Below are 23965 nucleotides of genomic sequence, written 5' to 3' on the forward strand. Positions count from 1 at the left end.
TCAAGCTCCCATCGCTGTATAGCGACGCACCCCAGCGCGCCAAGCAATTACCACCAACGGCAGCAACAGAATCAACCAAAACAACTGAGCCGCAAAGCCAGCAACAAAATCAACAGGCAAACCCGCCAGAACCCGTGCCGGAAAATCAATCAGATAGGGAAACGGTGTCCAGAAACAAACCGTTCGCGCCGCATCTGGGAAGGCAGCAATAGGGACCAACCAACCAGAGCAATAGAGATATGGAATCAACAGCAAGCGCTCTAAAGCACTAGCCTTCTCACTCCAAAAACAGAGTGCGGCAATCAAACTCTGTAGCAAAAAATTGATACTAAAAGCCAGCAAGATGGCCAGACAAGCCAACAAAAACTGGCCAAGCGACGGTAACCAAAAAGACGTTGGATAAAGCAAGAAAAAAATGGCTGCAATGCCAATAGAAAAAGGAAAACGAGTGACTCGTTCAGCCACATGAGCAGCCACATAACGCCAAAGTGGATGCAGAGGCTGGAGCAAAAAGGGAGATAAACGCCCGAGCAAGGCATCCTCCTCAAAGGCAAAAACCACCCAGACCACTGAAAACTGACGCACCATGAAGACGCTGAGGTAATAACGGGCCAAGCCCACCCCCTTGAAGCCAAATGACGCTCCAGCGTCACTTTGACTCCAAAGGCTCAACATGATGAAAGGCAGCACACCCGAGAGAGCCCAAAGAGCAATCTCAGCGCGATACTGAACCATGTTGGCGTGCTGAGAAGCCAACAAGGCCCTCACCACCGGCCAAGAGAGGCCAGCAATCTTCATACAACCCTCCCCTTACGGAACAGGCTGCCAATCAATTCATCGATCGGTGGATCATTAACTTCAAGATCCAAAACATCAAAATTGGCCAGCAGACGTGCCACAACCTCAGTGAGCTCACTGCGTGAAACCAGAAGACGCACGGCTCGATCATCCAGTGCTTCCAACTCGCCATAACCGACGAAGTCTTCCGGGGAAGCTGACCGATTGAGCTCAAGACGAACCTGACGGAAGGGAGACAGGCTCGTGGCTAATGCATCAAGGCCACCATCGTGAATGAGCTCTCCTTGATGAATCAATAACACCCTCGAACACAAAGCAGTGATGTCGGCCATGTAGTGACTTGTCAGCAACACCGTTGCGCCCGTTTGACGGTTGTACTCGGCCAGGAAACTACGCACCCTCGCCTGAGCATTCACATCCAAGCCAAGGGTCGGTTCATCAAGAAAAAGCACCGAGGGACGATGCAATAGGGCCGCTAATAACTCAGCCTTCATGCGCTGTCCAAGGGACAACTTACGCACCGGGCGGGTGAGCTCTTCTGCGATCTCCAACATCTCCGCCAACTCATTAATGCGGTATCGGGCCTCCTTCTCTCCAATGCCATAGACCGCAGCATTGACCGAGAGCGAATCGAGTGGCGGCAAGTCCCAGATCAGCTGCTGCTTCTGACCCATCACCAAAGTGATCTGCTTGAGAAAAGCAGCCTGACGTCGCTGAGGTACATAACCAGCGACATGCACCCTTCCTGCGCTGGGATGAATTAAGCCGCAAAGCATTTTCAAGGTGGTGGTTTTTCCCGCACCGTTGGCACCAAGGAAGCCCACCATTTCCCCTGGCTGGATGCTGAAGCTCACATCACGAACCGCTTGAACATCATGAGTCTTGCGGCGAAAAAAATGGTTGAGCGTGCCAACAAAACCAGGACTCTTATCCGCGACTTGATAGGTCTTACTGAGCTGCTCTACCTCAATCACCACATCAGCCCAAATCGGACAACCGCTGACGCGCAAGCTCAGCCTGAGCCTCAGCCTCAGCAAGGTTGGATTGGCATTCCTCAACGACGTTCGGCGGAGCTTTGATTGCGAAATTCGGATTGGCCAAGCGACCCGCCAGACCAGCAATCTCTTTCTCTGCCTTAGCTAAATCCTTCTCCAAGCGACCCCTAAGGGCATCCAGATCCACCAATCCATCGATGGGCAACAGCACTTGCAACTCCCCACTAACACCGGCTAAGCAGCGCTGCGTCAGATCAGCACTGGTCGCCACCACCACGCTCTCAGCACGCGTGAGAGCTGTGATATCCGCAGTCGCCTGCTCTAACAAAGCCGCCAGCTCAGGGCGGCCTGTAATGAATTGAACCGGCACTGTTTGAGCTGGCTTCAGACCAGCAACTGCACGCAAGTTACGCACCACCCGGATGGCCTCAATCAGCTCAGTAAACGACAGCTCAAGAGCGTCATCAAGAGATGATTTGTTGCTTGCTGGCCAGCTTTGCAAAGCCAGAAAAGTATCTTTGGGCGCACCAGTTAACCCATGCCAAAGTTCCTCGCTCAAGTGAGGCATTAATGGGTGAAGCATCACCAATAGATCAGCAAGCACCTTGGCCAAAACCTGACGAGCTGTGCACTGATCGGCCAGAACTTCACCACTGGCATCTTCACCCGGATGTAGCCGTCGTTTACTCAGCTCTAAATACCAGTCGCAAATATCGTTCCAAGCGAACTCATAAAGGCATTTAGCCGCCTCACCAAGGCGATAACTGTCGTAGCGCTCAGCAACATCGCGATTCATGCGAGCTAGGCGAGAAAGAATCCAACGATCCGCGAGCTGCAAGCTCGCAGGATCAGGCTCACCAAGCGACGCCGGCGTCTCTCCACCCAGATTCATCAGGGCAAAACGAGTGGCATTCCAGAGCTTATTAGCGAAGTTCCGGGCCGCCTCCACTGTCGCGGAGGTGTCGCTCTTACGGTCGTAATCCAAGCGGATGTCTTGACCAGCTCCGGCAACTTCACGCACCAGAGCAAAGCGCAAAGCATCGGTGCCATAACGCTCGATTAGCAACAACGGGTCAATACCATTGCCGGCGCTTTTGCTCATCTTGCGATTCTGCTCATCCCGCACCAAGCCATGGATATAGACGTCTGCGAACGGCATGTGACCGGTGAAAGCACCAGCCATCATCGTCATCCTCGCCACCCAGAAAAAGATGATGTCGAACCCTGTGACCAAAGTGCTGGTGGGATACCAACATTCAAGGTCTGCACTCTCTTGATCAGGCCAGCCCATGGTGGAGAAGGGCCAAAGACCACTGGAAAACCAGGTATCAAGAACATCTTCATCCTGCTGGATGACCACAGCCTCTCCAAACTGATCACGAGCCTGCTGCCATGCCTCCTCCTCCGAGCGAGCCACCAGATAAGGAGTGGCATCGGTCAACTGATCGTCAGTCTCACTGACAACAAACCAGGCAGGAATGCGATGGCCCCACCACAGCTGCCGGCTGATGCACCAATCACGAATCTCAGTGAGCCAATCGCGATAGACCTTTTGCCAACGATTGGGTACGAAGCGAGGTGCTCCATGATCCAAACACTCATGGCAACGGGCCGCTAGAGGTTCCATACGCACGAACCACTGAGTGGAAAGCAAAGGCTCCACCGGCACCTTGCCCCGGTCGGAATAAGGAACGCTATGGCGATGGGGCTCCACTTTCACCAATAGGCCCTCCTCCTGCAAGGCCGCCACCACTGCCTTGCGGGCCTCAAAGCGATCCAGCCCCTCAAAACGGCCGGCATGACCATTCATGCTTCCGTTTTTGTTCATCACCGTGATCTGAGGCAAGTCGTGCCGCCGTCCAATCGCAAAATCGTTGGGGTCATGGGCGGGTGTCACCTTGACGCAACCAGTCCCAAAATCCTGATCCACATGATCATCAGCAATCACGGGAATCTCTCGCCCCAGCAGGGGCAATGTGAGGGTTTGACCCACCAAATGGCGATAACGCTCGTCGGCCGGATTCACCGCAACAGCCACATCGCCAAGCATGGTTTCAGGGCGAGTTGTGGCCACTTCAAGATGAGTAGTGCCATCAGCGGCTGGGCCACCCGTTAGGGGATAGCGCAAGTGCCACAAATGACCATCGACTTCCTTCATCTCAACCTCCAAATCGCTCACTGCCGATCCGGAAGCCGGGCACCAATTCACGAGGTACTCACCTCGATAGATCAAGCCCTGCTCATGTAACCGAACAAAAGCTTCACGAACAGCCGCACTGAGACCTTCATCCAAAGTGAAGCGCTGACGCTGCCAGTCAACCGAGTAACCCAAGCGGCGAAGCTGATCAACAATCCGCCCACCGCTTTCCTCCTTCCAGGCCCAGGCACGTTCAAGAAAGGCCTCCCGGCCTAAGTCATAACGACTGATCGCTTCAGCCTTGAGCTGCTTTTCAAGAATGGTCTGCACAGCAATCGATGCGTGATCGGTCCCAGGCAGACAGAGCACATTTTTTCCTTGCAAGCGCTGAAAACGCACGATTGTGTCGATCAGAGCCGTATTGAAGGCATGCCCCATATGCAAACTGCCGGTCACGTTTGGGGGGGGGATCACCACCGAAAAAGGCTCGCCTGCAGCCTGTGGGTCAGGGTGAAAAGCACCACTCTCCTCCCATGCGCACTGCCAGCGACTCTCCGTACCAGCTGGGTCATAGGTCTTAGCAAGGGCATCAGCCGCCTGAACAAAGGCTGGGTCTGCGGCGCTCAGCTCAGTCACGATGGAAGTGGACGGCATTCGAACCATGCTCGCAAAAGGCCGCGGCGCATCCATGACGGCTCGAAACCATCACCCGCATCACTGAGAAACTTTCCAAGGAATAGCGACTAGCGCATCAAGCCTTTGCCAGCGACTGCGGTCGGAATCAACCCTTTCCAGCAACCCCACCTGATCCAATGCCCTGGAAGCCTGCTGGGGTGTCACTACGGCCCCAGGTGCTATAGGCATCACCAGCACTTGGGGCTCAGCTGGATCAGCCATCAGCTGCAATTCGAGATCCTCCAAGGTTCGTTCGTAAAACAACCCGCGCAAGCGACCCGTCAACCTTGGGCCCAGAGCCTCGGCAAATAACTCAAGGCTCTCGCGCTCTCCCGACAACCCACAGTTGAGCGCCATCCAGATCAGCAACTTGGCCCAACTATCCACCGTCCAGAGGGGCTGAAAGCTATCCCGGTGCTGCCGCACCAGCTCAGCCAAAGCAAAATCAACCAATTTGCCCTGAAACAGAACTGCTTGGGAATCGTCCATGGCAGACATCCTCTCCTCCAGCAGGCAGACTGATGAGGTGTCTAATCCGGCAGGGCCCATGACCCTGGATCTGAACGATCCCGAACTCGAATTTTCGAATTTGGTGGATGCCTACATCACGTGGGTATTGGCCGTGATCAATGATGAAAAGCTCGAATCTGAGGATCAGCTGCTCACTGATGAGATCTCTGAAGATGCGCTCAATGCGATGCGCTTTCTTCCAGGAGACGTGACCAGCGCCATTGAAACCAGCCTGGCGCGCGTCTATGACGTTGATGCAGAAGAACTCGCCAACCTGCTTTTCCCAGAAGACTAAACTTGATCGCTGATCCCCTGAGCTGCTCATGAGCTTCCTAGGAAGCATTCGTTAGATCTTCTTCACTGATCGATGAGGCATGGTTCCGCTGGATGCCAGATCCCCCAAGCAGACATGGCACTTGCTGGCACCTCCATAGAGCAGATGATGAGATGGGCAAAGTTAAGGCAACGAAGCTAGCAAGGTCAGCACATTCGATCAGGACCATTCAGGTATGGCAGCATCGGCTGGCTGAACACACTGGACGCACTCGATTGAGAGCAAAGGGGACATCTCAGGAGAAGCTTTTCAAAAACCAGATCTCAAAACTTGAGCTCTAGGAATAGTGTCCAGCAACGAAGCAGGCCCAATCAAGACTGATACAACGGCCTGGTCGCAAGCAATCGCAAGGATCGTTGGGAGGTGTTCGCTCAGTGATCACAGCTCATCTACAAAACTCAGAGCGATTTCCAAGATTGGCAAACCCGCCACAATCACCCACGTTTAGGCAAGAACTAAAACAACTCTTGCAAAAAGGAACAATGGCCCAACAACAAACCGCATCAATCCTCAATATTTTGAGCGAAAAAGTAGGCAGCGTGAAGACATTGCCTGGCGGTGCTGCTCTTAGCAAGTAGAGCTAACGGGGTCGACTAACAAACTGAAAACAGTGTGATTGATGGCTTCAGATTCCGTTCAAGCGCAATATCAGTGCAATCGTCTTGAACAATCAGCCACGTAGAGCACACAACCAAACTGGAGAAGGCAAAGGCGCAAACCTATAAAACAATCAAAGCACCGCCCTAGCATTGCCACTAAAGGCTGAGCTCCATCCTGCAAAGACAAAACAACTTGGCGTATAAGATTGATTTAAAGGATTTCTCTAAGCACTTTTCACCATGTCAGAGACCCAAGCTCTCTACGTACTCTTGGCCCCTACCGGCCAACTGACCGGCAATGGGCAATTACGAGAAACAATTCGCGAACGTCGGAAGCGCAATGGCGACGATGTAGCTTTTTGGTATCTTTCTCCTGAACTGGTTCAGAAATTCAATCTGCCTGGAACAGGAGTGGAAGCAGTGGTTGCCAACGAACTCACAGCAATCAATTGGCTGAAAATGCGCTTTGGTGGTGAGAGTTGCAGCATTCAACTAGATGTTGATCAATTACATGAATATGCAAGTTCATTACCACCGGCACCAACAAATAGGGATCTTAGTATTCAATAAATAATTGCACTGGCAGTCAATACGGGTGATCAATCAACACCAAGCCAACACTACAAACACATCTACTAGCGAAGAATTAAAAAAATACCTATCCTTACTATATTGAAAAAACACTTTCACATTCTTGCTACTCATATGACATCCCTTCACAAGATCACAATCCACCACCGCCAAGCAGGCCGCACAATTACTTTTGATGTGCCAGATGGGGAATATATTCTGCGCTCTTTCGAGTCACGTGGAGAGCAGCTGCCTTTTTCATGCAGAAATGGCTGTTGCACAACATGCGCCGTAAGAATTTTATCTGGCGAGATGGATCAAACGGCTGGTATTGGCCTTTCAAAAGAAATGCGCGGCAAAGGATATGGGCTGCTTTGCGTGGCAAGAGCAACTGGAGATCTAGAAGTTGAGACTCAGGATGAGGATGAGGTCTACGAAATGCAGTTCGGCAAAGATTTGGGCAGCATTAAATCTAAAGCAGGCAGCCCTTTTGATCTATAAACAAACTCAAGCAACAAAGCCTGCAGAAATATAACTTGTGTTGTACGCTGAAGAAAACTCTAAGGATTTCATCAAGTCTTCTTCAGCACAAGATCAGCAGAAGAATTTATCCATAGCGAACTGCATTTGTTTTCTGCATTGGCAATGCGAACTGCCTAAGAATCAATGAAACAAACTTACTAAGAGCTACCGGCTTAGCTAAGCCAGAGCTTTCCCTCCAATGACGAAATGCCTTCAAGATCTGCACACGCATCTCAAGGAATTTGCCATCATCGAAGTTGTAAACCCAAGGGAATGCATTGCGAGAGGTGTTATTGGTTTGAATGATCACCTCCTCATCAAAAAGAACAGGGTCGATACCTAAAAGCCCATAGAAATCACCCCGCTCGCAAACAGTGAGTGTGTGAGTAAGAAAAACACTCCAAAGGAAAAAGCGGCTTAGCAGTTTGCCTCGGAAGCCTTTGGTCATTCCTGGCCAGCAACGCATCATCAGATTGATGCAATCACCATGACGATTTTCGTCCTGACACCATGGCTCAAAAAAGTCAAACAAAGGCGCACATGCCTTATCTGGATTATCATTTAAGTGACGGTTAATCAAGATATAGCGCCAATAGCCAATCTTCTCAGAAAGATATAAGGAGTAGAGCACCCAGCTGAGCGGAAAAAATGTGGCCGCTCTTTTGTTGCCTAAGTTTGGCAAATCAACATTAATTCCTTCTGCCTTTAAAGCCCTACCAAGAAAACCTGCATGACGAGCTTCATCCCTTGCTAAAAATGTAAAAAACTGCCCCAATTCCTGACGACCTGCTTTCTTGAATCTATTTGAGATCTCCTTAAAGAGTAAAAATCCAGAAAACTCTGAGACAACAGAGCGAACCAAATAGCTCTCATAAATAGCCTTGTCCTCAGGAGAGAGTTCAGAAAGGCGCTCTAGAGAAGCCTTGCGATCAAAATGTTTCAGGTTGTAGTCTGCTTCCATCTCTTTAAACATCGCCTCAAAATCTTTGCGGGCGATGTCAAGATCAGTTTTGGCTGCCTTATCGAATTCTGTGGTGTAAAAACGCGGAGTCAGGAGGTTGTCATCAAGGTGTGGCGGTAGTTCATTCCTCCCTTCTCCTCTCATGGTAGGGGCAGTAGCAGTAGTGGCCGTCATCACCTTGCTCTAACTGGCACGTGATCATAAGGCCTTTGCTTTAAAAATCGCACTTTTCCTTAAGTAATCGAAAAGCCCACCACGCATCCAAATCACAGAACAGGAACAAAAAACAGCCTCGATACAGCCAATCGCGCCCAAGAACCCGCAAGATCTAGAGGCCTCAAGGCTGATCAGCAATCCTGTAACTACAAGCCTGCAGGGCTTCGGCCCAGACAGCAATCCAGCAAGGACGCTAAAACTAATATATCGCTATCATGTTAATATACCTTATCAAGGCTCAGTAGGTGACGCTAAGTTGATTCTGTTTTATACAAGTTGTTGATATGGAGCTCCTCGCCGAATACTTCAAAGTGTTCTCAGAGCCCAATCGCCTGGCAGTTCTTGAGGCACTCAGGAGCGGGCCTCTCAACGTAACCGCCGTAGTTGAAAAAACTGACCTAAGCCAGGCCCTGGTATCGAAACACCTGAAGCTGCTGACCATCGCTGGAGTGGTGCATCGCCGCCCCGAAGGATCCCTTGTGTACTACGAGGTAATGGACAAGGCTGTGTTCAAACTGATTAGCCAGGCGCAAAAACTGATCATGACCGCCCGCCGCCAACAGCTCGACGAGCTCTCCTCCATCATCTGATCGAGGAGCTTCCTTCTCTGGGCCCACAAAACCTCGGCCAATTACGACAAGCCCTTGCTGATGGCACGCGTTTTTTTCCAGGGCTTCAGCTCAGTCAGGTGAATGGTCTTGATCTTGATCTCGATCTCTCAAGCTGCGAACTGACCGGCAGCTGTTTCAAAGAAGCCCGCTTTGGTCATGCCCAGCTAAGCAATGCCAACGTCCAGGGCTGCTGCTTTCAAGAAGCCTTGCTATGGGGGCAGATCTTTCCAATCTTCAAGCTCAGCAATCGTTTTGGCACGAAGCTGACCTCTCCGGATCCCGTATGCAAAAAGCAGACTTCAGCGAGGCTGTCATGCATCGCTGTTGCTTAAGAGGCGTGATTGCTGCCAGCAGCAGATGGCATCACACCCGGCTAGTCGAGGCAGATTTCCGTTCAGGACTCGATCAACTCACTGACCTAGGCAAAGCAGATTTCAACAACGCAGACCTTAGTTATGCCCTGCTACAAAGAGCCAATCTGCACGGAGCCAACCTGCTTGGCTGCTGCCTCTACGGCACATCCTTTAGCGAGGCCGATCTACGCGAAGCGGACCTACGTGGATGCGATCTGAGAAACAGCAAGCTAGAAGGAGCCCAGCTGGAGGGCGCCCGCCTTGAGGGAGCCCTGCTACCCAAAGGCCTAAAACCTTAAAACTCAAAACCAATCAATCCATTGCTAAGCCCATGGCAAGGCGCTGATGCTGATCTTCATTAGGCCTGCCAATGCAGATCTTTCAAAACCGCTACTGAAAGGACTAAGCCTCAGCAGTAATACACCCTGCTAAACAGATAGAACATCAAGCGGCGGGCCCAAGCGGCATTGGCTAAGAATCCTCTTAACCCCATCGCTCCCATGGGTGCACCCTCCCCTGATCAAGACATTGCAGCGATTAGGCGGAATTACCAAAGAGCAAGCCTGCGCAGTGTCGACCTAGATGCCGATCCAGTCGAGCAATTCCGTCGCTGGCTTCAGCAAGCCATCGCAGCTAATCTGCAAGAGTCCACAGCCATGGTGCTCAGCACCTTTGATGGCAAGCGCCCCAGTAGCCGCACAGTGCTGCTCAAAGCCTTTGACAAGCGCGGATTTGTGTTCTTCACCAATTACGGCAGCCGAAAAGCCCAAGACATTTCTGCGCATCCGAATGTGAGCCTGCTCTTTCCCTGGTATGACCTTGAGCGGCAAGTCGCAATCATGGGCCCTGCTGAGCGCATCAGCAGAGCTGAATCTCAGGCCTATTTCAACTCAAGGCCCTTCGGGAGTCGCCTTGGGGTCTGGGTATCGCAGCAAAGCCAAGTGATCAGCTCGCGCCAGATCCTGGAAATGAAATGGCAAGAAATGAATCGTCGCTTCGCCAATGGTGAAGTACCCCTCCCTGAGTTCTGGGGTGGCTTTCGGGTGGCTCCGACTGAATTCGAATTCTGGCAGGGACGCGAGAACCGGCTAAACGATCGATTTCGCTACCGACCCCAACAAGACAGCAACCATGCGCAAACCTGGCGCATCGAGCGCTTAGCCCCATGAATTAATTGGTCAAGATGAGCTTGAGCCGCAATGGCTTGCTGTCAGCTTGGATGAGTTGGATGCCCGTCGTGTCTGATCGGTATGGAGTCCACCACCCCCAGCCATCAATGCATGATGCGGATGGCTCCCTACCTAATCGGTCGCCCACGCCGCGGCGTCGTGGGAGGCAGCCGTTATGCCTGCAAGTTACGGGAATCCATTCGCCAAGCAGCCAATGATCCAGAGCGCAAGCCAGTCTTAATCAGTGGTGAACCAGGCTTAGAAAAAGACAACATCGCCAGACTGGTGCACTTCGGCTATGCCGATCGACGCCTTCTTTTGATGCGCTTCGATGCCAGCAACATACGAGGCCAAGGCGTTGAACTTTTTAGCAGAGAAGGCTCTCATGAACTGTCTCTGCTCGATTGCCTAGGGAATGGCAACCTTCTGATCGACTGCATTGATCTTGCAGAGCCTCAACTGCAAGCACGTCTGATTGCCCTTGCCACTGAAGTCCACCCTGCCTTCTCGGGGCGGATCTTGTTGACTGCCGAATCAAGCCTCAAAGAGCTAGAGGGGATAGCAACTCAGATCAGAGTGCCACCCTTAAGAGTGCGACGATCCGATCTGGGCGATTGGCTCCGTTACAGCCTGCGCCAGCGCAGACCCAGTCTGGGCTGGAGTCGCCCTCCCGAGTTGCCCGAAGCAATTGTCAGGCGACTGCAAAGCCACGATTTCCCGAACAACATCCGCGAATTGGACAGCGTGGTGGAACGGGCCCTGCAACAAGCCCGCAGCCAGGCCGCGGCTGAGCAAGCAAGCGCTGCAATCACCATGGTCCTACCCGCAGCTTTGCCGGAAGACGTGTTCTGGGTGAACAGCCGGGAACCCAACCTGCGCTTTGAGATCTGGCGCTGGAAACCTCAACTACGTCAGTTGATGCGCTCACCCCAACTCTGGAACGGCTTGCTTTTTGGGCTGGTGAGCTGGATCTTCGTGCTCGTGAACCTGTGGCTGTGGTTTGGCCCACAAGACAGGGCACATAACAACATGCTCAAATTTTTCTGGGCCTGGTGGTGGCCTCTGATCCTGCTGACTTACACGCTAGTTGGGCGACTTTGGTGTGCAGTCTGTCCATTCATGGTCTGGGGCGAAATTGCTCTGAACAGCAAAAAGGCTCTCGCAACATTGATCTCAACCTTGGGTTTACCTACTGGTTGGTTGCAACCAAGACTCTGGCCCCATGGCGATCACGACAGTTGGGGCGCACCAGTTTTGGCGATAGGGTTCGCAGCGATCCTGATCTGGGAAGAGGTCTGGAACCTAGAAGAAACCGCCCGACTCAGCAGTTACCTCTTGCTACTGATTACCTCAGGAGCTGTGCTGTGTTCACTGGTCTTCGAAAAGCGATTCTGGTGCCGCTATCTCTGCCCAGTTGGCGGCATGAATGGCCTATTCGCAAAGCTTTCGATCCTCGAATTACGTGCGCAATCGGGCACGTGCTCAGGGAGTTGCACGTCCTACGCCTGTTTCAAAGGAGGTCCTGCTGAAGGCGAAGGTATGGCGAGCGAAGGTTGCCCCCTGGGCACCCATCCAGCCCATCTCAGCGACAACCGCAACTGTGTCCTTTGTCTGACCTGCGCCCAAGCATGCCCGCACCACTCCGTGCAATTGCGACTGCGGCCTCCAGCCGCAGATCTGCAACGCAGCATGCATGGTCCAAAAGGCGAGAAGGGATTGATCTTGGTATTGGCAGGTGGAATCACCCTGCATCATTGGCAACGACTACTGGGCTGGTTGCCCCTGGCTCCAGAGTCTCTCCAGGAGGGGCCCCTTTTAGCGCGGCTGGTGTTTGCTGCACTAGCGCTAAGCCTGCCAGCAGCTGCAGGTCTGTGGGTGGAGCGTCGCTGGCTGTATACCGCCTTGCCACTGTTTTGGAGCGTGCTCTTGGCGCGTCATCTACCGATTGGCATGGCAGAGGCCGGCACTGTGTTGCCGATTGGTTGGCCTCAATGGAGCGCCGATCCCAACGTGATTGGCTTCTGCCAAAGCTTGGCAATTGCGGTTGGTTGGCTTGGTTGTGTGGTGTTACTTCGGCGTCTAATCAGCCGCCAGCGACAACCCTGGCTAACAGCTAGCGGAGCATTGTTGGTCTTGGCGCTGGCTAGCCGTTGGGTCGTGCACATCTAGAAAGGAGAATCCCTCTTAGCGAGGGGATGGCAGCTCAGAAAAACTTTTGCCATCAGTACCGATGTCAATCTGAACCTTGGTCAACGGCGCCAAAAACACAACAACACCAGACAAAGCACCCCAATCAAAGGCCCCGGCGGCAGATCCAGCAAAATCGCCAGCATTAATCCGCCACTACTCAGCAGCACACCAGTGCCAGCAGAGCGCAGCATCAAGACGCGCAGACTCTCGCTGCGATCAAGATTCACCAGCACAGGAGCGCAAAGCAGGGCAATCACAAGCACAACACCAACGGCAGTGATTGCGCTGATCACGACCAAAGCGGTGATCAGAATCGTGATGAAACGGATCTGCATGACCGGTCGTCGCGCCGCGATCGCTCCCTCCTGATCCACACCGAGAAACACAAGATCCTGATAACGACTGAGCAACAGCAGCAGCAAGGCAGCGGCAGCGATCAGCGTCCGGATCACATCGCTACCGTTGCCAGCAAGCATGTCTCCAAAAAGAAGGGCTTCCAGATCGATTCGCGCTTGCAACAGGGGCACCAGCAGCACCCCCAGGGCAGTGAAACCCGCCAGCACGGTGTTCATTGCGCCCTCCTCCCGGCCTTTGAAGCGATGGTTGAGCTGTTCTGCCAGCAACGCACCCAGCAGACCGCTCAGCAAACCACCGATTAGGGGATCCAGCTCGAATGCCAGCGCAAGCACCAGCCCTGGCAAGACCGAATGGGCCATCAGATTGGCTAAAAGGATGCGTCGCTGAGTAATCAGCAGAGCACCAGTCGTCGGGCAGATCAGCCCAACCATCAGAGCCAGGATCAGTGGCGTTAGCCACCAAACGCCAAAGTCATCCACAGCAGTGACTGCCCATCATGCAAGTCATGTCGGTGAGGTTCTGGCGAACTTCCTCGGGTGTGCCAAAGGCAAGCACCGTGCCGTCGAGCACCACCACTCGGTCATAACTGTCGAGGGCACTGCCCCAATCATGGCTACTCACGAGTAGGGTTTGTCCCGATTCTGCTTGCTGGCGCATCACTGTGAGTAGGTGTTCACGCGTCGGCGGGTCGATGGCGCTGCAAGGTTCATCGAGCAGCAAGATGCTGGTCTGCTGCATCAGTGCCCGTGCCAGCAGCACCCGCTGCTGCTGGCCTCCTGACAGCCGGTCGAGCCGTCGAGCACCGAGACCATTCAGCCCAACCTGATTGAGTAGCTGCTGCGCAGAAAGCTGCTGCCCTCGATTGCGCGTACGCAATCTTCCCAACTCCACCATCTGCGTCACCGTGATCGGAAACGACCAGTCGATCGACGCCCGTTGTGGCATCAAAGCAATACTGCCGTTGCTTTCAATCGTGCCCTGATTCGCTCTAAGGCAACCCTGAATCAAATGAAGCAGGGTGGACTTACCAGCACCATTAGGACCGACGAGGGCTGTGAGCGTCCCAGGGTGAAGGTCGAGATCAACACTCTTAATGGCAGGGCAGTTGTCGTAGTCATAGGAGACACCTCGAACACTGAGGCTCGGCATCGCCGATGCAATGCCAACACCCAACTGATGAAGACCTTGGTCCTGTCTTGGAACTGAAACAAGAGAACGCACAGAACCCCGCCTGGTCATAAAAATGGGAATCATTCTCATTTTAGAACGTTTTGGCTTCAGCTCGCCGTATCACACCTTCAGCAATAAACGCTCTACTTGTTCTAGCCACAGTCTCTACTACTCCAGTTTCTGCACAGACAAGTCAGCCAACCGTGGTCGCCATTGATGGTGTGCTCTGTGATCTCACTCGCACCCTTGTGGCCTCAGATGCCAAGGTAGTTTGCCTGATTCAACCGGGTAGCGATCCCCACAACTACCGGCTCAAGCCAAGCGACAGACAGGCTCTGAGCAGTGCGAGTTTGGTGTTGCACAACGGCTACAACCTCACCCCGAGTGCAAACAAAATCAGCGGTTCAGCCAAGGTGGTTGCCGTGGCGGAGAAAGCAATACCCATTAATGAGGATTTAGACCCCCATGTCTGGCACGATCCTGCCAATTCAGCAGCGATGGTGACCGTTATTGCTGAGCGTCTCGCTCCTGTCCTGCCTGCAACGCAACAGGCTGCATTGACTGCTCGGGCCGCAGAAGCGATCAACGTCCTTAATGCCGTTGGTGATTGGGGAGGCAACCAGTTCGCCACGATTCCTGAGAATCAGCGCGTTCTCGTGAGTGAACACAAAGCTTATAGCTACCTCACGAATCGCTATGGGCTACGACAAATCACCATGCTCGATTCCTTTACCACCGGAGGCGTTTTGCGCCCCTCTAGCCTTCGAACGATCACAGCTGAAGTGCAAGGCTCCGGCGCCCAAACCCTTTTTCCTGAATCTCTGCCTGTCAGCAAGACCCTGCGCCGCATCAGCCGCAGCACTGGTCTGCCTGTGAATGGCGCCCCTCTGTTCGCCGATGGCCTCGCTCCCGATCGCTCCACAGTTGGCACGGCAACGCTAAACATTTGCACTGTGGTCCAAGGCCAAGGAGGCCAGTGTGATCAGGCCGCTGCCGATGAACTTATGGCGCGTTGGTCCGCGATTCGTTGAACAATCAATTTCACCTTTGTTGAATCCCTTTCAATTCATTCCTACACAAACCAATGTCTCATCGTCTCTTCAATCGGCCCAAGTTTTTACTTCTAGCGCTCCTACTTGCTCCAGCAACGCTTGATGCCACCGTCGGCCGCCCCAGCGTTGCAGGTGGCAACCATGGCGGCGGTGGCGCAGAAGCGCTAGAGGCAGGGGAATTTCGTACATCACCCGTTCTCACCATCGAAGGTCATGGAGGGTTCGAAACCAACCTCGAGGGCAGCCCTGAGCACTACGCCATCGATGGTTTGTTTGGCGTAGTGATGGAGTGGGGTCTTGGCAATAACGGTAGCTTCGCGATTGAAGCCGCCATTGGTCCAGCCCTGGTGTGGGGTGAAGCGGAACACTTTTACGGAAAGGTTCATGTGGATGAGCATGGCGAGGAGACGGATAGCCATAGCGACGATGAGCATGACGACCATGCCGAGCATGCCGAGCATGATGATCATGACGACGACCATGACGACGACCATGACGACGACCATGACGACGACCATGACGACGACCATGACGACGACCATGACGACGACCATGATGACGATGAACATGCTGGCCATGACGACCATGCTGGCCATGGGACCCATGACACCGACTACAAACGCTCCGATGTACGCGGTTTCCTACAGGCGCGCTATTCCCCTAACGATCGCCTAAGCCTGTCGGTCTCATGGAATCCCTACTACGTCACCAAGGATCAAGGCGAAGACATTAAGGGTCTGAAGAATGAACTAGGCGCGAAAATAGTTTGGGCACTGGGTGATGGAGATGTCAATTTTGCTCTCGGCGATCGCCTCGAAGATCTGATCGATGGCGTTTATCTCTCTATCGAGCATCGGCAGGGATGGGAATCGGATGGCACATGGATGGGCAACTACACCGATCCCCGAGTTGGAGTCGGTTTCAATATCGACCTGTTGAACATCAGCCTCAACGCTGGACCACGCTTCTACGTACCGGGCAGCTACTCCGGACTAGAACAGCGCACCGATTTCGCAGGCGAACTGGAAGTTGCATATCCTGTCGGCAACAACACTGTTCTGTTCGCCCACTGGCAGCCCACCTACAGTTCAGAAGGAGGCTCAGGCTGGGGTGAAGGCTGGCAGCACCACGTCGGCACCGGCGTCACATTCAGCTTCTAAGCCAACAGCGATAGATCACCCTGCGGACAACCAAAGTGCCTCCTTAATTCGTATTGGCAATACCTTGAGCCATTCAAGCGTGGTGGCATCCATTAGAGCCGCTCGACCTGCATCCCATCCTGGCTTGGTGACGGTCATCAACAACTGTTCGCCCACAGGGTCAAACTGCAGCATTGAACGTGGCTTAAAAGTCCATGGTGCTAGTTGGCGGCGGCCCAGTACCAAGCCGTCGCCATCCAGTAGAACAAGCTCATGTTGCATGCGGCGATCCTGCCTGCGACCAAGAACCGCCCAAACACGCTCGCCCCTGTTATCACAACTCAAGGCCAGCACTGACTCTTCGCCAAGCCAGAGCTGCTTAGGGGGCAATCCTGGAATCACCAACTCGATGGAACGGCGATAGTCCGGCCAATGGCGGATGAGCACTGCCCTGCCCGTGGCTTGGCAGAAATCTCCGAGATCCCTTGCCCCGGGGAGGAGTTGGGGGGTCTTGTAGTTTTCAATCAATGGACGCAGTGTCAGCCCGTTGAAGGTGGGCACAACCGCTCCACCACCGGCCGGCAGCAGCTGGATCGGACCGGAGGCTTTGATCTCAAGGGTTCTTCTCTGGCCATCCGCTTTGATCAGTTCAGTGCGTCCACTTCCTGGAGAGAATCCTCCTGTTTGCGCAAGCAGGTCACCGTTCAGGTTGCTGCTGAGATCAGCAAAAAGATATTGCCCTGGCACTAATGGCATCAATTTCCCTGCCTTTGGAGCAGCGAGCTGATCGCGATGAGCCGTGATATTGCGTGGCAACAAAGGCAGCAAAAAGAGTCGTTGCTTCCAGTCCTTATCCCTTTCGATCAAGGCGGCTCCCTTGCCATTGCCAAGGGGAACAACTCTCTGAATCTGATTCAGCGTGGGGCTCAGGGGTATCCAACGCCCATCGCGGCTCTGGACTTGCAGTTGGTCTCCGCCATCCACCTGGCGATTCACTAACAGCCAGGGTCTCGGATCCCACCACCAGTATTGGGGAGGTAGAGCCTGGGCTCGATGATCCTGTCCAGCAACCGTCAGCTGAATTGAAGCCTTGATTCTCTGATTGGCATCAATCAACAAACGCAGAAGATTGTTCTCCCCCTGCCAACGGTGAAGTAAGGCCGGTTGTAGTTGACTATCTGCCGCCACGCTCCCCAGTTGCATCGGCCGACTGAAGCGAAGGTCAAGGGCAGCACTACCTGACTGAAGGGGCTGCGGTGTGCGTGACAGCAATCGGGGTGGACGGCTCAGCAGCAATTGCTGTTGCACCAGTACCAGAGCCGCGAAACTTGTTAACAGCACCCACATCTTTTGCTTCATGGTTCCAGCGGTCGTTCCGGCCTTGGAATCGGGGTGATTATCTCGGGAACCACAACGGCGACTCTCTGGCCCTGACGTGTTTCCACCTTCATATGCCCTTCAATCTTGAGCCACTGATTGACCTTTGGTTTAGCGTCCACTGGCCAGGTCACCGGTAGACCTGCAGGGGTGGCATCCGCCAGACAGCAGCGCACCGTAAGGCGTGCGATCTGGGCTGGCTGGTCGCCTCTATTGAGCACAAATCCACTGATGTTGACAGGATTGCCATCCACCAGATCCGGGTCAGGCTGGCTGCGCAATAGCCTTACCCAGTCCGTAAGCGTGCGCTGTTGAGGCGGCAACACGAAAGCAAGATCCGGCGGTTCAAGTAGGCCTTGCGGGCGCGAGGCTGCCAGGTCGCTGAAGGAAGGTTGCGGAGGCACTGCTAACACAAGGACTGCCATCCCAGCACTGGCCAGCCAGGGCCATGAGACTGATTCTTTCCGCTTGCGGCTTTTAAGTCCCACCATCACACCCGCAATCAGCAGCGCCACTCCTGAAGCACTGACAAGTTTGTGGAAGCCACCAGCGAGAAGGAGGTCGAGGCGACCTGAATGAACACTCCAGACCACCATCCATCCCCACAGCTGCAGAAGCAGGGCACGCATCATCGTTTTCTCCTGTTCAAAGTTGCCATAAATTGACCCACTGGCCGATGAGCAGCACGCCTAAACAGGCCACGATTGCCGTGATGCCAATCGCTTTTGGCCTGAGCAACACCGTGAACAAACCTGCAAGTTTCAGATCCACAACCGGACCCAGTAACAGGAACGCCAGCAGGGCTCCAGGTGTCACCTGGGCAGCAAAGCCAAGGGCCAGAAAAGCATCCACGCTTGAGCACACCGAAACCACAATCGCCAGCAGCATTAACGCCACAATCGAGAGTGTCGGCGCGCTGCCTACCGCCAATAGCCAACTGCGTGGCAGCCAGCTCTGCACAAGGGCGGCGATCACACAACCGAGTACGAGTAGAGCAAGCAGGTCAAGAAATTCCCGGCTGCTTTGTTCCAGCACCTCACTGAGTTGAGGTCGCTTGATCCTCGTTGGTTGTGGATCGGGTAGCGCGGCTCCGATCAGCCCAGCTCCTCTTTCTAATAGGCCGATGCTGCTCAAGGGCTGGCTAAGACGCCGTTCTGCCAGTAAGGACGATTCAATCAATTGCGCTTCTGGTAGCTGCACCAAAAGAGCACTGAGTAACAAAGCGATGAGAAAGGCTCCCAGTGGTCTAGCAATCAGCAACCAAGACTGATCAGGAAAAGCGGCCCAGGTGCTGGCGAGAACAATCGGATTCAGGACTGGCGCTGCAAACAAAAAGCCGAAGGCTGTGCCCAAAGGAGCACCGCTGGCCAGCAAACGGCGGGCGACAGGAACATTGCCACATTCACAAGCAGGTAGGGCAAAACCCATTAAGGCACCCGTGATCGGCGCTAGCAGTGGATGCCGGGGGAGACGTCCGATCCAGGCACCCTGGGGTACAAGCCAGCGGGCCAGGCCAGCAATGGTGACACCCAGCAACAGAAAGGGAATCGCTTCAAGCAGAAGGCCCTGAAATATCGCCCAGGCTGTGGCGAGCCTATCCATCTAGCTCAACTGTGCATGTGGCTGATTCTGCAGCAATGGAATTCTTTTGCAGAATTTTTCATGATATTGGATGGATCAAGTTGAAAACTTGTGCCCAGTGATCGCTGCTCATCATGTAATGACATGAGCGCCCAAAACAACCTTAAAAACTACTTATAACCCACAGCAGAGGCAGACTCGCTTTGAGAATCAGACTAAGCTAATTGCCCTTTTGAGTTCAAAAACTTGGCGGATATTCTTCCACTTGACTCTCATGGGAGCGCTGCAAAAGCAAGTGCGAGAACTCTAATCAAGATGCTTCCAGATCCTATTGTCATGCGAAAAACAAAAGAACTTCCCTGGTCTGATAAATATTGTATGTTCTGATTAATCAGTGACAATTTGAACAATCACGCATTTGTTTTCACCTCCAGCCCTTGTAGGATGCTAACTTGATTAGCGATCGACGTAAGGGTCACTGGATTTACTACCACTTGAGAATAACGACCTTACATATTTTGCAGGGCTGGCTTGATTTTCAGCAAAAATATAAAAATTAGCCATTGATTCTGAATCATCGCGATGAATGACACATCAGTGAGTTAACTGCTGAAACTGAATCACAAACCAAAGCTCTGGCGAATGTCATTTCAAAATGAGGCAAAGAGTTTGTCAATCAAAGGTTCTATATTCTCTTGAGATCGGCTTAAACATCTGCTGTTTGCATGAAATTGAATACATGCAATGGTCTTGCTCGTTGATTCTCTAGAATCATTTACGCAAAAAATTTGTCAAAAGCAATCCTCTTGGCAGCTCCTCTGAGCTAAAAGAGCAAGTGAACGAGCTCATCCATGCCTGTCGATCAAAGTCAGCCCACACTGCGGCAGAACCAACTTTTGAAAGAACTACGTGGCTGTTGCGATGAAATGAGCGGTCAGCAGCTGTATCGCGCCTTGCAGGACAGCCCCTATGCCATGGGACTTGCGACCGTATACAGAAACTTGCGCCAGCTTCAACAACGAGGCCTGGTGAGATGCCGACACCTACCTACAGGTGAAGCCCTCTATGCGCCCGTGGAAAGGGACCTTCATCACCTCACATGCGTGGACTGCGGCAAAACGCTGCCGATCGAGCATTGCCCTTTGCACAACCTCAACATCCCGCAAGAGCAAAGTCATAATTTTCAGCTGATCTTCCACACACTTGAGTTCTTTGGTCACTGTGAGAGCTGCCAAAAGGATCAAACCCTGCCCTGAAATCTCACTGAAGAAACGCTTAGGCAGCGGCCCAACCTCCTGCAAAGCTCATACATCAAAGCAATAAAAATGATCAACAAAAAAAGCTATCACCAGCAAATCAAATCACAGTTGAACAATTTAGCCATGCCACTATTCACATGGCATGTTAAATAGACCAGAGCACTTGCTACAAATAACTACTGTTCTTTTTCTATAAAACGAAAACCTCCACCACAAGCAGATGCTTCAGCTCCCTGAGGCAAACTAATCAAGAAACCGCCACCACTCAAATCTCCATAATAATTGAGGGTGAGACCGGAAAGTAAATGGAACTGGCCAACCGGTGCAAAAAGAGTGATGCCATCTGCTCGAGCGACAGGCACACCACCACATTCACCAGGCTGGAGTCGAATGTACAGCCAACCCTCATCGTAGGTGGCCTTAATCAAATCAAGGTGCATCAAGCCTGGCTTGCCGGCCAAAGCAGCCTGTCGAACCAACTCAGCTGCGGCCGTTGGCGTAATCCCTAGGCGCGGACCATTTTCCATCTCGAAAAATTAAGAGGGTAGAACTATTGCATGCTCCCAGCTTGGCGCAATGCACAAGAACAAAACAATGAACCGTAAACAAATGCTGAAAGAAGCTATTGATGCAGCATCTCGGTTGCAAGCTGGCAATTCAGAGCAGCAATGACAATTACCAAGCGTGGTGCACAACAAACAAGCATCAAGGTACCGCCTGGGCTTTAAGCATACAAACAGCACCATTAAATTCCAACATTAACTGAACTTCTACAGGCTGATCAGGTTGCAAACTTAAAAGCAACTGTTGAGTATGTTTGAAACGATTTAAAGGACTTAAATCTGGCTGTAGATTCCAGGTGAAGTGATCTGAAACATCAGCCTGGCGCCAGCTTGCACTAAGCACACGTGCTATATGCCGTTGAAGGGATGGATTAATAAGGCTCAATTCCACACTCAAAACATGAGTATTATTGCTCTGAATCTGAGACATAGCCTCCGATTGATCTGATCGTAAACCGCCCTCTTGATTCTGAAGAGGGTCGAGCCAAGCACGTAAACTAAACTCTTGAATAGGATCAAAGCAATTTTCTTGAGAATCCGTAGCCACAACCTTGATTGGGAAAAGAGTTGTGTGAAAAAATGATGCGAACGTCATGATAGGAACCAATAAGTAAAACCAGGCAGAGACACAAGCAAGCATGAAGTTTAAATTCATTGTCAAATGAAAAGTGGGAAATACCGGAAGAGCTTTTGCAAGCTCTTCCGGTTAATTAAATGACAAAACTCAAAAGTACGTACAACAGATATTTGCTCAAGTAGTTGAATTATAAACCCAGCCCCCCCAATTTCTTAATTGGGTGTAATTGCGTAAAAGGATTTGTCCATAAGGATCTTTAATCGTAAAGTTGCCAGTGGCATTATTGTAATTAACTATGGAGCGTGCGTGACCGCCTACTCCGTAAGAAACTACCTTGTTGCTATTAACAAGTGCAGACAAGCTGGCTTGATTAAAACTTCCTATAGTATTTGAACTAGTGTTCAATCCTGTAACGTGTCTGATACCTGCTGCTGTCGAGCCCCAACTGATACCGCTATTTTTTTGATTGCCGATGCCGTAATAATTGGTAGCCGTGGCTTGACCAATGTTGCCTGATTCATTGACCTGTGCATAAGCCTTTTCAGCTAAAGCAACCCAAAGCTCATTATTACCAGCAACTAATTGTTTCCCATTAGTACCACAATCTGCATGGATGTATCGACCTGCTGCATTAGTGGGCATCCAACGATCAACAGTCACATAATCGACCTTGCCATTAGTATGGAAGCGGGCACTCCATGTGCCATCCCCATTACTTTTAAACATGTTGCTAATCATTCCAGGTTTATCATTGGCTGTTCCAGCCAGCGCTGAAAGGAAGTAACAAGTTCCTGTGGAACCTTGATCAACATCATTCGCACTAACACCAGACTTAAATAATGTGCCGCCTGCTCGTGTATATGTAGCCCCAGCCATGCCAATCGCTGGTCGATCTGTGCCTAAAAAATGTTTGCCAATCAGCAGATTTAAATCTGTTTTATTAGTGCCAGCTGACAAGTTGCCAAGATTATCGCGTATGCTGTCTGATCCTGTGTACCATTGATTGCTAGTGTCAGAGAAGATAACCTTTTCAGAGAGAACCTTAACATCTTGAGCTACATTAGTTGTGTTAATAGCTTTGTTCCAAAACTTCTTGAGGTCTATATGCTCAGTTGCGGAAACACTGCCATAGTCTCCAGCACTCTTAATAATGCCGATAACATCATTTCTTGAAAGATAGCTATTGGTTTTAATTGCATTGAGAGCAGCATTTTCAACACTTGAGTCAGTCAGCATATTCTGCCAAAATTTCTCAAGTTTATCTGCTTTACGAGAAATATTCAATTTGTAAGCGGTCTGCCCATGCCCCCAAGGCTGTTGCTTGTAGCTATAAACCCTTGCATAGTAATTACCCTTGCTGAGATTTTCCAAAATGGATTCACTCTGACTTCCAGACTTGTCAGACCAATCAATTAGATTACCGCTGGAACCGTAAAGCGCAACTCCAATATTTTTCTTCAGGCCAGTTAATGAGATGTCAATATCTCCAGACTTGCCCACAGTGAATTTATACCAATCATTCTTGTCTCTTACACCTTGAGTTGTAAACCCAGCAAAGCCATTCACGATTGCATCGCTTCTGTAAACCACCTCACCAACATCAATTGCATTCCAACGTGCATCACCTCTATCAAACCTCCAATGCTCATCAGCCGAGTTAGTCGTATAGTAATTTTTACAGTTATTTGAATAGTATCTATCCCCAGTCACCTCATCCCGATCATACCGCGAATGGGCAAGTCGGCTATTAACCTCGTTAATCTCAAAAGCAGTGGTATTGCCATTCGCAAAAGTACCTGCACCATCCTCTCCAGATCCATTATCCCCTGCCTGAAAACCAGTAATAAGGTCACTTCCTAAAGCATCTTGCTTTTTGGATTGACCGGTGGCAAGAGCATCAGAACAGCTCATATCACCCAACCAAGGGTCATCCATTAAAGAGGAGCCTAATTGCTGAGCAGAAGCAGAGCCTGAGAGTTCTTCTACTCTCCCATCAAACCCATAAGCAGACTTGCCAGAATTGGCAAAATCTTGTCCCTTACGGTTTGGATCAGTTGATAGGCCAAGAAACTCAGCCGAAGAATCAGTTTCAAACATTTGTCTAAATGAGTAATGTGTTGCAAGGACTTGTCGCCCTCACTTCACACAATCACTCAGAATTTGCGTGAGATAGATGACTTAACTCACAGAGCACTGTGAAGTTACTCACACCATCAATCCCGATATTTTCAAAAGCGATTAATGGGACAG

At 51.7% G+C, this 23965-nt stretch carries 23 protein-coding genes and 1 pseudogene; 11 read left to right on the forward strand and 13 right to left on the reverse strand.

Going from position 1 to position 23965, the window contains the following annotated elements:
• The 4 genes from SIB79_RS11300 to SIB79_RS11315 are packed head-to-tail and all read right to left on the reverse strand — an operon-like array spanning position 1 to position 5094.
• Positions 1–798, reverse strand: a complete 798-nt coding sequence (locus SIB79_RS11300) for an ABC transporter permease (protein WP_063404508.1) — start codon at positions 796–798, stop codon at positions 1–3.
• Positions 795–1772: an ATP-binding cassette domain-containing protein gene (locus SIB79_RS11305; protein ID WP_063405338.1), complete on the reverse strand. Its 978-nt coding sequence runs from the start codon at positions 1770–1772 to the stop codon at positions 795–797. The genes SIB79_RS11300 and SIB79_RS11305 overlap by 4 nt, the downstream gene beginning before the upstream one ends.
• A gap of 4 nt (positions 1773–1776) precedes the next feature.
• Entirely contained in the window at positions 1777–4584 is a 2808-nt protein-coding gene (locus SIB79_RS11310; RefSeq protein WP_413681107.1) for a valine--tRNA ligase, read from the reverse strand.
• Positions 4585–4644: 60 nt separating this feature from the next.
• The gene (locus SIB79_RS11315; protein WP_063404506.1) at positions 4645–5094 is read right to left on the reverse strand and encodes a hypothetical protein; all 450 of its coding nucleotides are present in this window, start codon (positions 5092–5094) and stop codon (positions 4645–4647) included.
• Between the two features lie 58 nt (positions 5095–5152).
• Between SIB79_RS11315 and SIB79_RS11320 the strand changes: the two genes are divergently transcribed.
• The 3 genes from SIB79_RS11320 to SIB79_RS11330 all read left to right on the forward strand — a co-directional run bounded on the left by SIB79_RS11320 (position 5153) and on the right by SIB79_RS11330 (position 7119).
• Positions 5153–5410: a hypothetical protein gene (locus tag SIB79_RS11320; protein WP_063398958.1), complete on the forward strand. Its 258-nt coding sequence runs from the start codon at positions 5153–5155 to the stop codon at positions 5408–5410.
• Between the two features lie 878 nt (positions 5411–6288).
• The gene (locus SIB79_RS11325) at positions 6289–6618 is read left to right on the forward strand and encodes a hypothetical protein (RefSeq protein ID WP_063404500.1); all 330 of its coding nucleotides are present in this window, start codon (positions 6289–6291) and stop codon (positions 6616–6618) included.
• Between the two features lie 135 nt (positions 6619–6753).
• Complete coding sequence (locus tag SIB79_RS11330) at positions 6754–7119, forward strand: 2Fe-2S iron-sulfur cluster-binding protein (protein WP_063404498.1); 366 nt, start codon at positions 6754–6756, stop codon at positions 7117–7119.
• A 106-nt stretch (positions 7120–7225) separates the two neighbouring features.
• On the opposite strand, the gene acsF is transcribed toward SIB79_RS11330, so the two are convergent.
• Positions 7226–8275, reverse strand: coding sequence for a magnesium-protoporphyrin IX monomethyl ester (oxidative) cyclase (acsF, locus tag SIB79_RS11335; RefSeq protein WP_063404496.1), 1050 nt, complete (start codon positions 8273–8275; stop codon positions 7226–7228).
• A gap of 326 nt (positions 8276–8601) precedes the next feature.
• Between acsF and SIB79_RS11340 the strand changes: the two genes are divergently transcribed.
• The 5 genes and pseudogenes from SIB79_RS11340 (at position 8602) to SIB79_RS11360 (ending at position 12619) form a co-directional block, all read left to right on the forward strand.
• Positions 8602–8907, forward strand: a complete 306-nt coding sequence (locus SIB79_RS11340) for an ArsR/SmtB family transcription factor (protein WP_011131561.1) — start codon at positions 8602–8604, stop codon at positions 8905–8907.
• Positions 8908–9005: 98 nt separating this feature from the next.
• Positions 9006–9092: pseudogene (locus SIB79_RS11345) on the forward strand (hypothetical protein); the annotation flags it as partial.
• A 47-nt stretch (positions 9093–9139) separates the two neighbouring features.
• Positions 9140–9580 (forward strand): pentapeptide repeat-containing protein, encoded by a 441-nt coding sequence (locus SIB79_RS11350; RefSeq protein ID WP_236072695.1) that lies wholly within the window; start codon positions 9140–9142, stop codon positions 9578–9580.
• A 201-nt stretch (positions 9581–9781) separates the two neighbouring features.
• Entirely contained in the window at positions 9782–10450 is a 669-nt protein-coding gene (gene pdxH / locus SIB79_RS11355) for a pyridoxamine 5'-phosphate oxidase (RefSeq protein ID WP_063404494.1), read from the forward strand.
• 81 nt (positions 10451–10531) lie between these two features.
• The gene (locus SIB79_RS11360) at positions 10532–12619 is read left to right on the forward strand and encodes a 4Fe-4S binding protein (protein WP_063404492.1); all 2088 of its coding nucleotides are present in this window, start codon (positions 10532–10534) and stop codon (positions 12617–12619) included.
• Between the two features lie 80 nt (positions 12620–12699).
• On the opposite strand, the gene SIB79_RS11365 is transcribed toward SIB79_RS11360, so the two are convergent.
• Together SIB79_RS11365 and SIB79_RS11370 are read right to left on the reverse strand one after the other, a co-directional pair.
• Positions 12700–13476 carry a metal ABC transporter permease gene (locus SIB79_RS11365; protein WP_063404490.1) on the reverse strand — a complete coding sequence of 259 codons (777 nt, stop codon included), beginning with the start codon at positions 13474–13476 and terminating at the stop codon, positions 12700–12702.
• Positions 13469–14146, reverse strand: a complete 678-nt coding sequence (locus SIB79_RS11370; RefSeq protein WP_063405334.1) for an ABC transporter ATP-binding protein — start codon at positions 14144–14146, stop codon at positions 13469–13471. Before SIB79_RS11370 ends, SIB79_RS11365 begins: the two co-directional genes overlap by 8 nt.
• A gap of 122 nt (positions 14147–14268) precedes the next feature.
• On the opposite strand from SIB79_RS11370, the gene SIB79_RS11375 reads away from it, so the two are divergent.
• Both SIB79_RS11375 and SIB79_RS11380 read left to right on the forward strand, forming a co-directional pair.
• Positions 14269–15198, forward strand: a complete 930-nt coding sequence (locus tag SIB79_RS11375; protein ID WP_063404488.1) for a metal ABC transporter substrate-binding protein — start codon at positions 14269–14271, stop codon at positions 15196–15198.
• Positions 15199–15251: 53 nt separating this feature from the next.
• Entirely contained in the window at positions 15252–16379 is a 1128-nt protein-coding gene (locus SIB79_RS11380) for a hypothetical protein (protein WP_063404486.1), read from the forward strand.
• Between the two features lie 15 nt (positions 16380–16394).
• Here the strand turns inward: SIB79_RS11380 and SIB79_RS11385 are convergent, their stop codons facing one another.
• Genes SIB79_RS11385 through SIB79_RS11395 form a run of 3 tightly spaced genes read right to left on the reverse strand, consistent with a single transcriptional unit; the run spans position 16395 to position 19337 of the window.
• Entirely contained in the window at positions 16395–17717 is a 1323-nt protein-coding gene (locus SIB79_RS11385; RefSeq protein ID WP_063404484.1) for a hypothetical protein, read from the reverse strand.
• The gene (locus SIB79_RS11390; protein ID WP_063404482.1) at positions 17714–18367 is read right to left on the reverse strand and encodes a TIGR03943 family putative permease subunit; all 654 of its coding nucleotides are present in this window, start codon (positions 18365–18367) and stop codon (positions 17714–17716) included. Before SIB79_RS11390 ends, SIB79_RS11385 begins: the two co-directional genes overlap by 4 nt.
• A 13-nt stretch (positions 18368–18380) precedes the next feature.
• The gene (locus SIB79_RS11395; RefSeq protein ID WP_063404480.1) at positions 18381–19337 is read right to left on the reverse strand and encodes a permease; all 957 of its coding nucleotides are present in this window, start codon (positions 19335–19337) and stop codon (positions 18381–18383) included.
• Positions 19338–20167: 830 nt separating this feature from the next.
• Between SIB79_RS11395 and SIB79_RS11400 the strand changes: the two genes are divergently transcribed.
• Positions 20168–20572: a Fur family transcriptional regulator gene (locus SIB79_RS11400; protein WP_063404478.1), complete on the forward strand. Its 405-nt coding sequence runs from the start codon at positions 20168–20170 to the stop codon at positions 20570–20572.
• Positions 20573–20751: 179 nt separating this feature from the next.
• On the opposite strand, the gene SIB79_RS11405 is transcribed toward SIB79_RS11400, so the two are convergent.
• The 3 genes from SIB79_RS11405 to SIB79_RS11415 form a co-directional block, all read right to left on the reverse strand.
• Entirely contained in the window at positions 20752–21102 is a 351-nt protein-coding gene (locus tag SIB79_RS11405) for a hypothetical protein (RefSeq protein ID WP_063404476.1), read from the reverse strand.
• 178 nt (positions 21103–21280) lie between these two features.
• Positions 21281–21733 carry a hypothetical protein gene (locus SIB79_RS11410; RefSeq protein WP_155724690.1) on the reverse strand — a complete coding sequence of 151 codons (453 nt, stop codon included), beginning with the start codon at positions 21731–21733 and terminating at the stop codon, positions 21281–21283.
• 156 nt (positions 21734–21889) lie between these two features.
• Positions 21890–23812, reverse strand: coding sequence for a C2 family cysteine protease (locus SIB79_RS11415; RefSeq protein ID WP_063404472.1), 1923 nt, complete (start codon positions 23810–23812; stop codon positions 21890–21892).
• Between the last annotated feature and the right edge of the window lie 153 nt (positions 23813–23965).

The organism is Prochlorococcus sp. MIT 1342, assembly GCF_047304495.1.
In the GTDB taxonomy this organism is placed as follows: Bacteria; Cyanobacteriota; Cyanobacteriia; order PCC-6307; family Cyanobiaceae; genus Prochlorococcus; species Prochlorococcus marinus_D.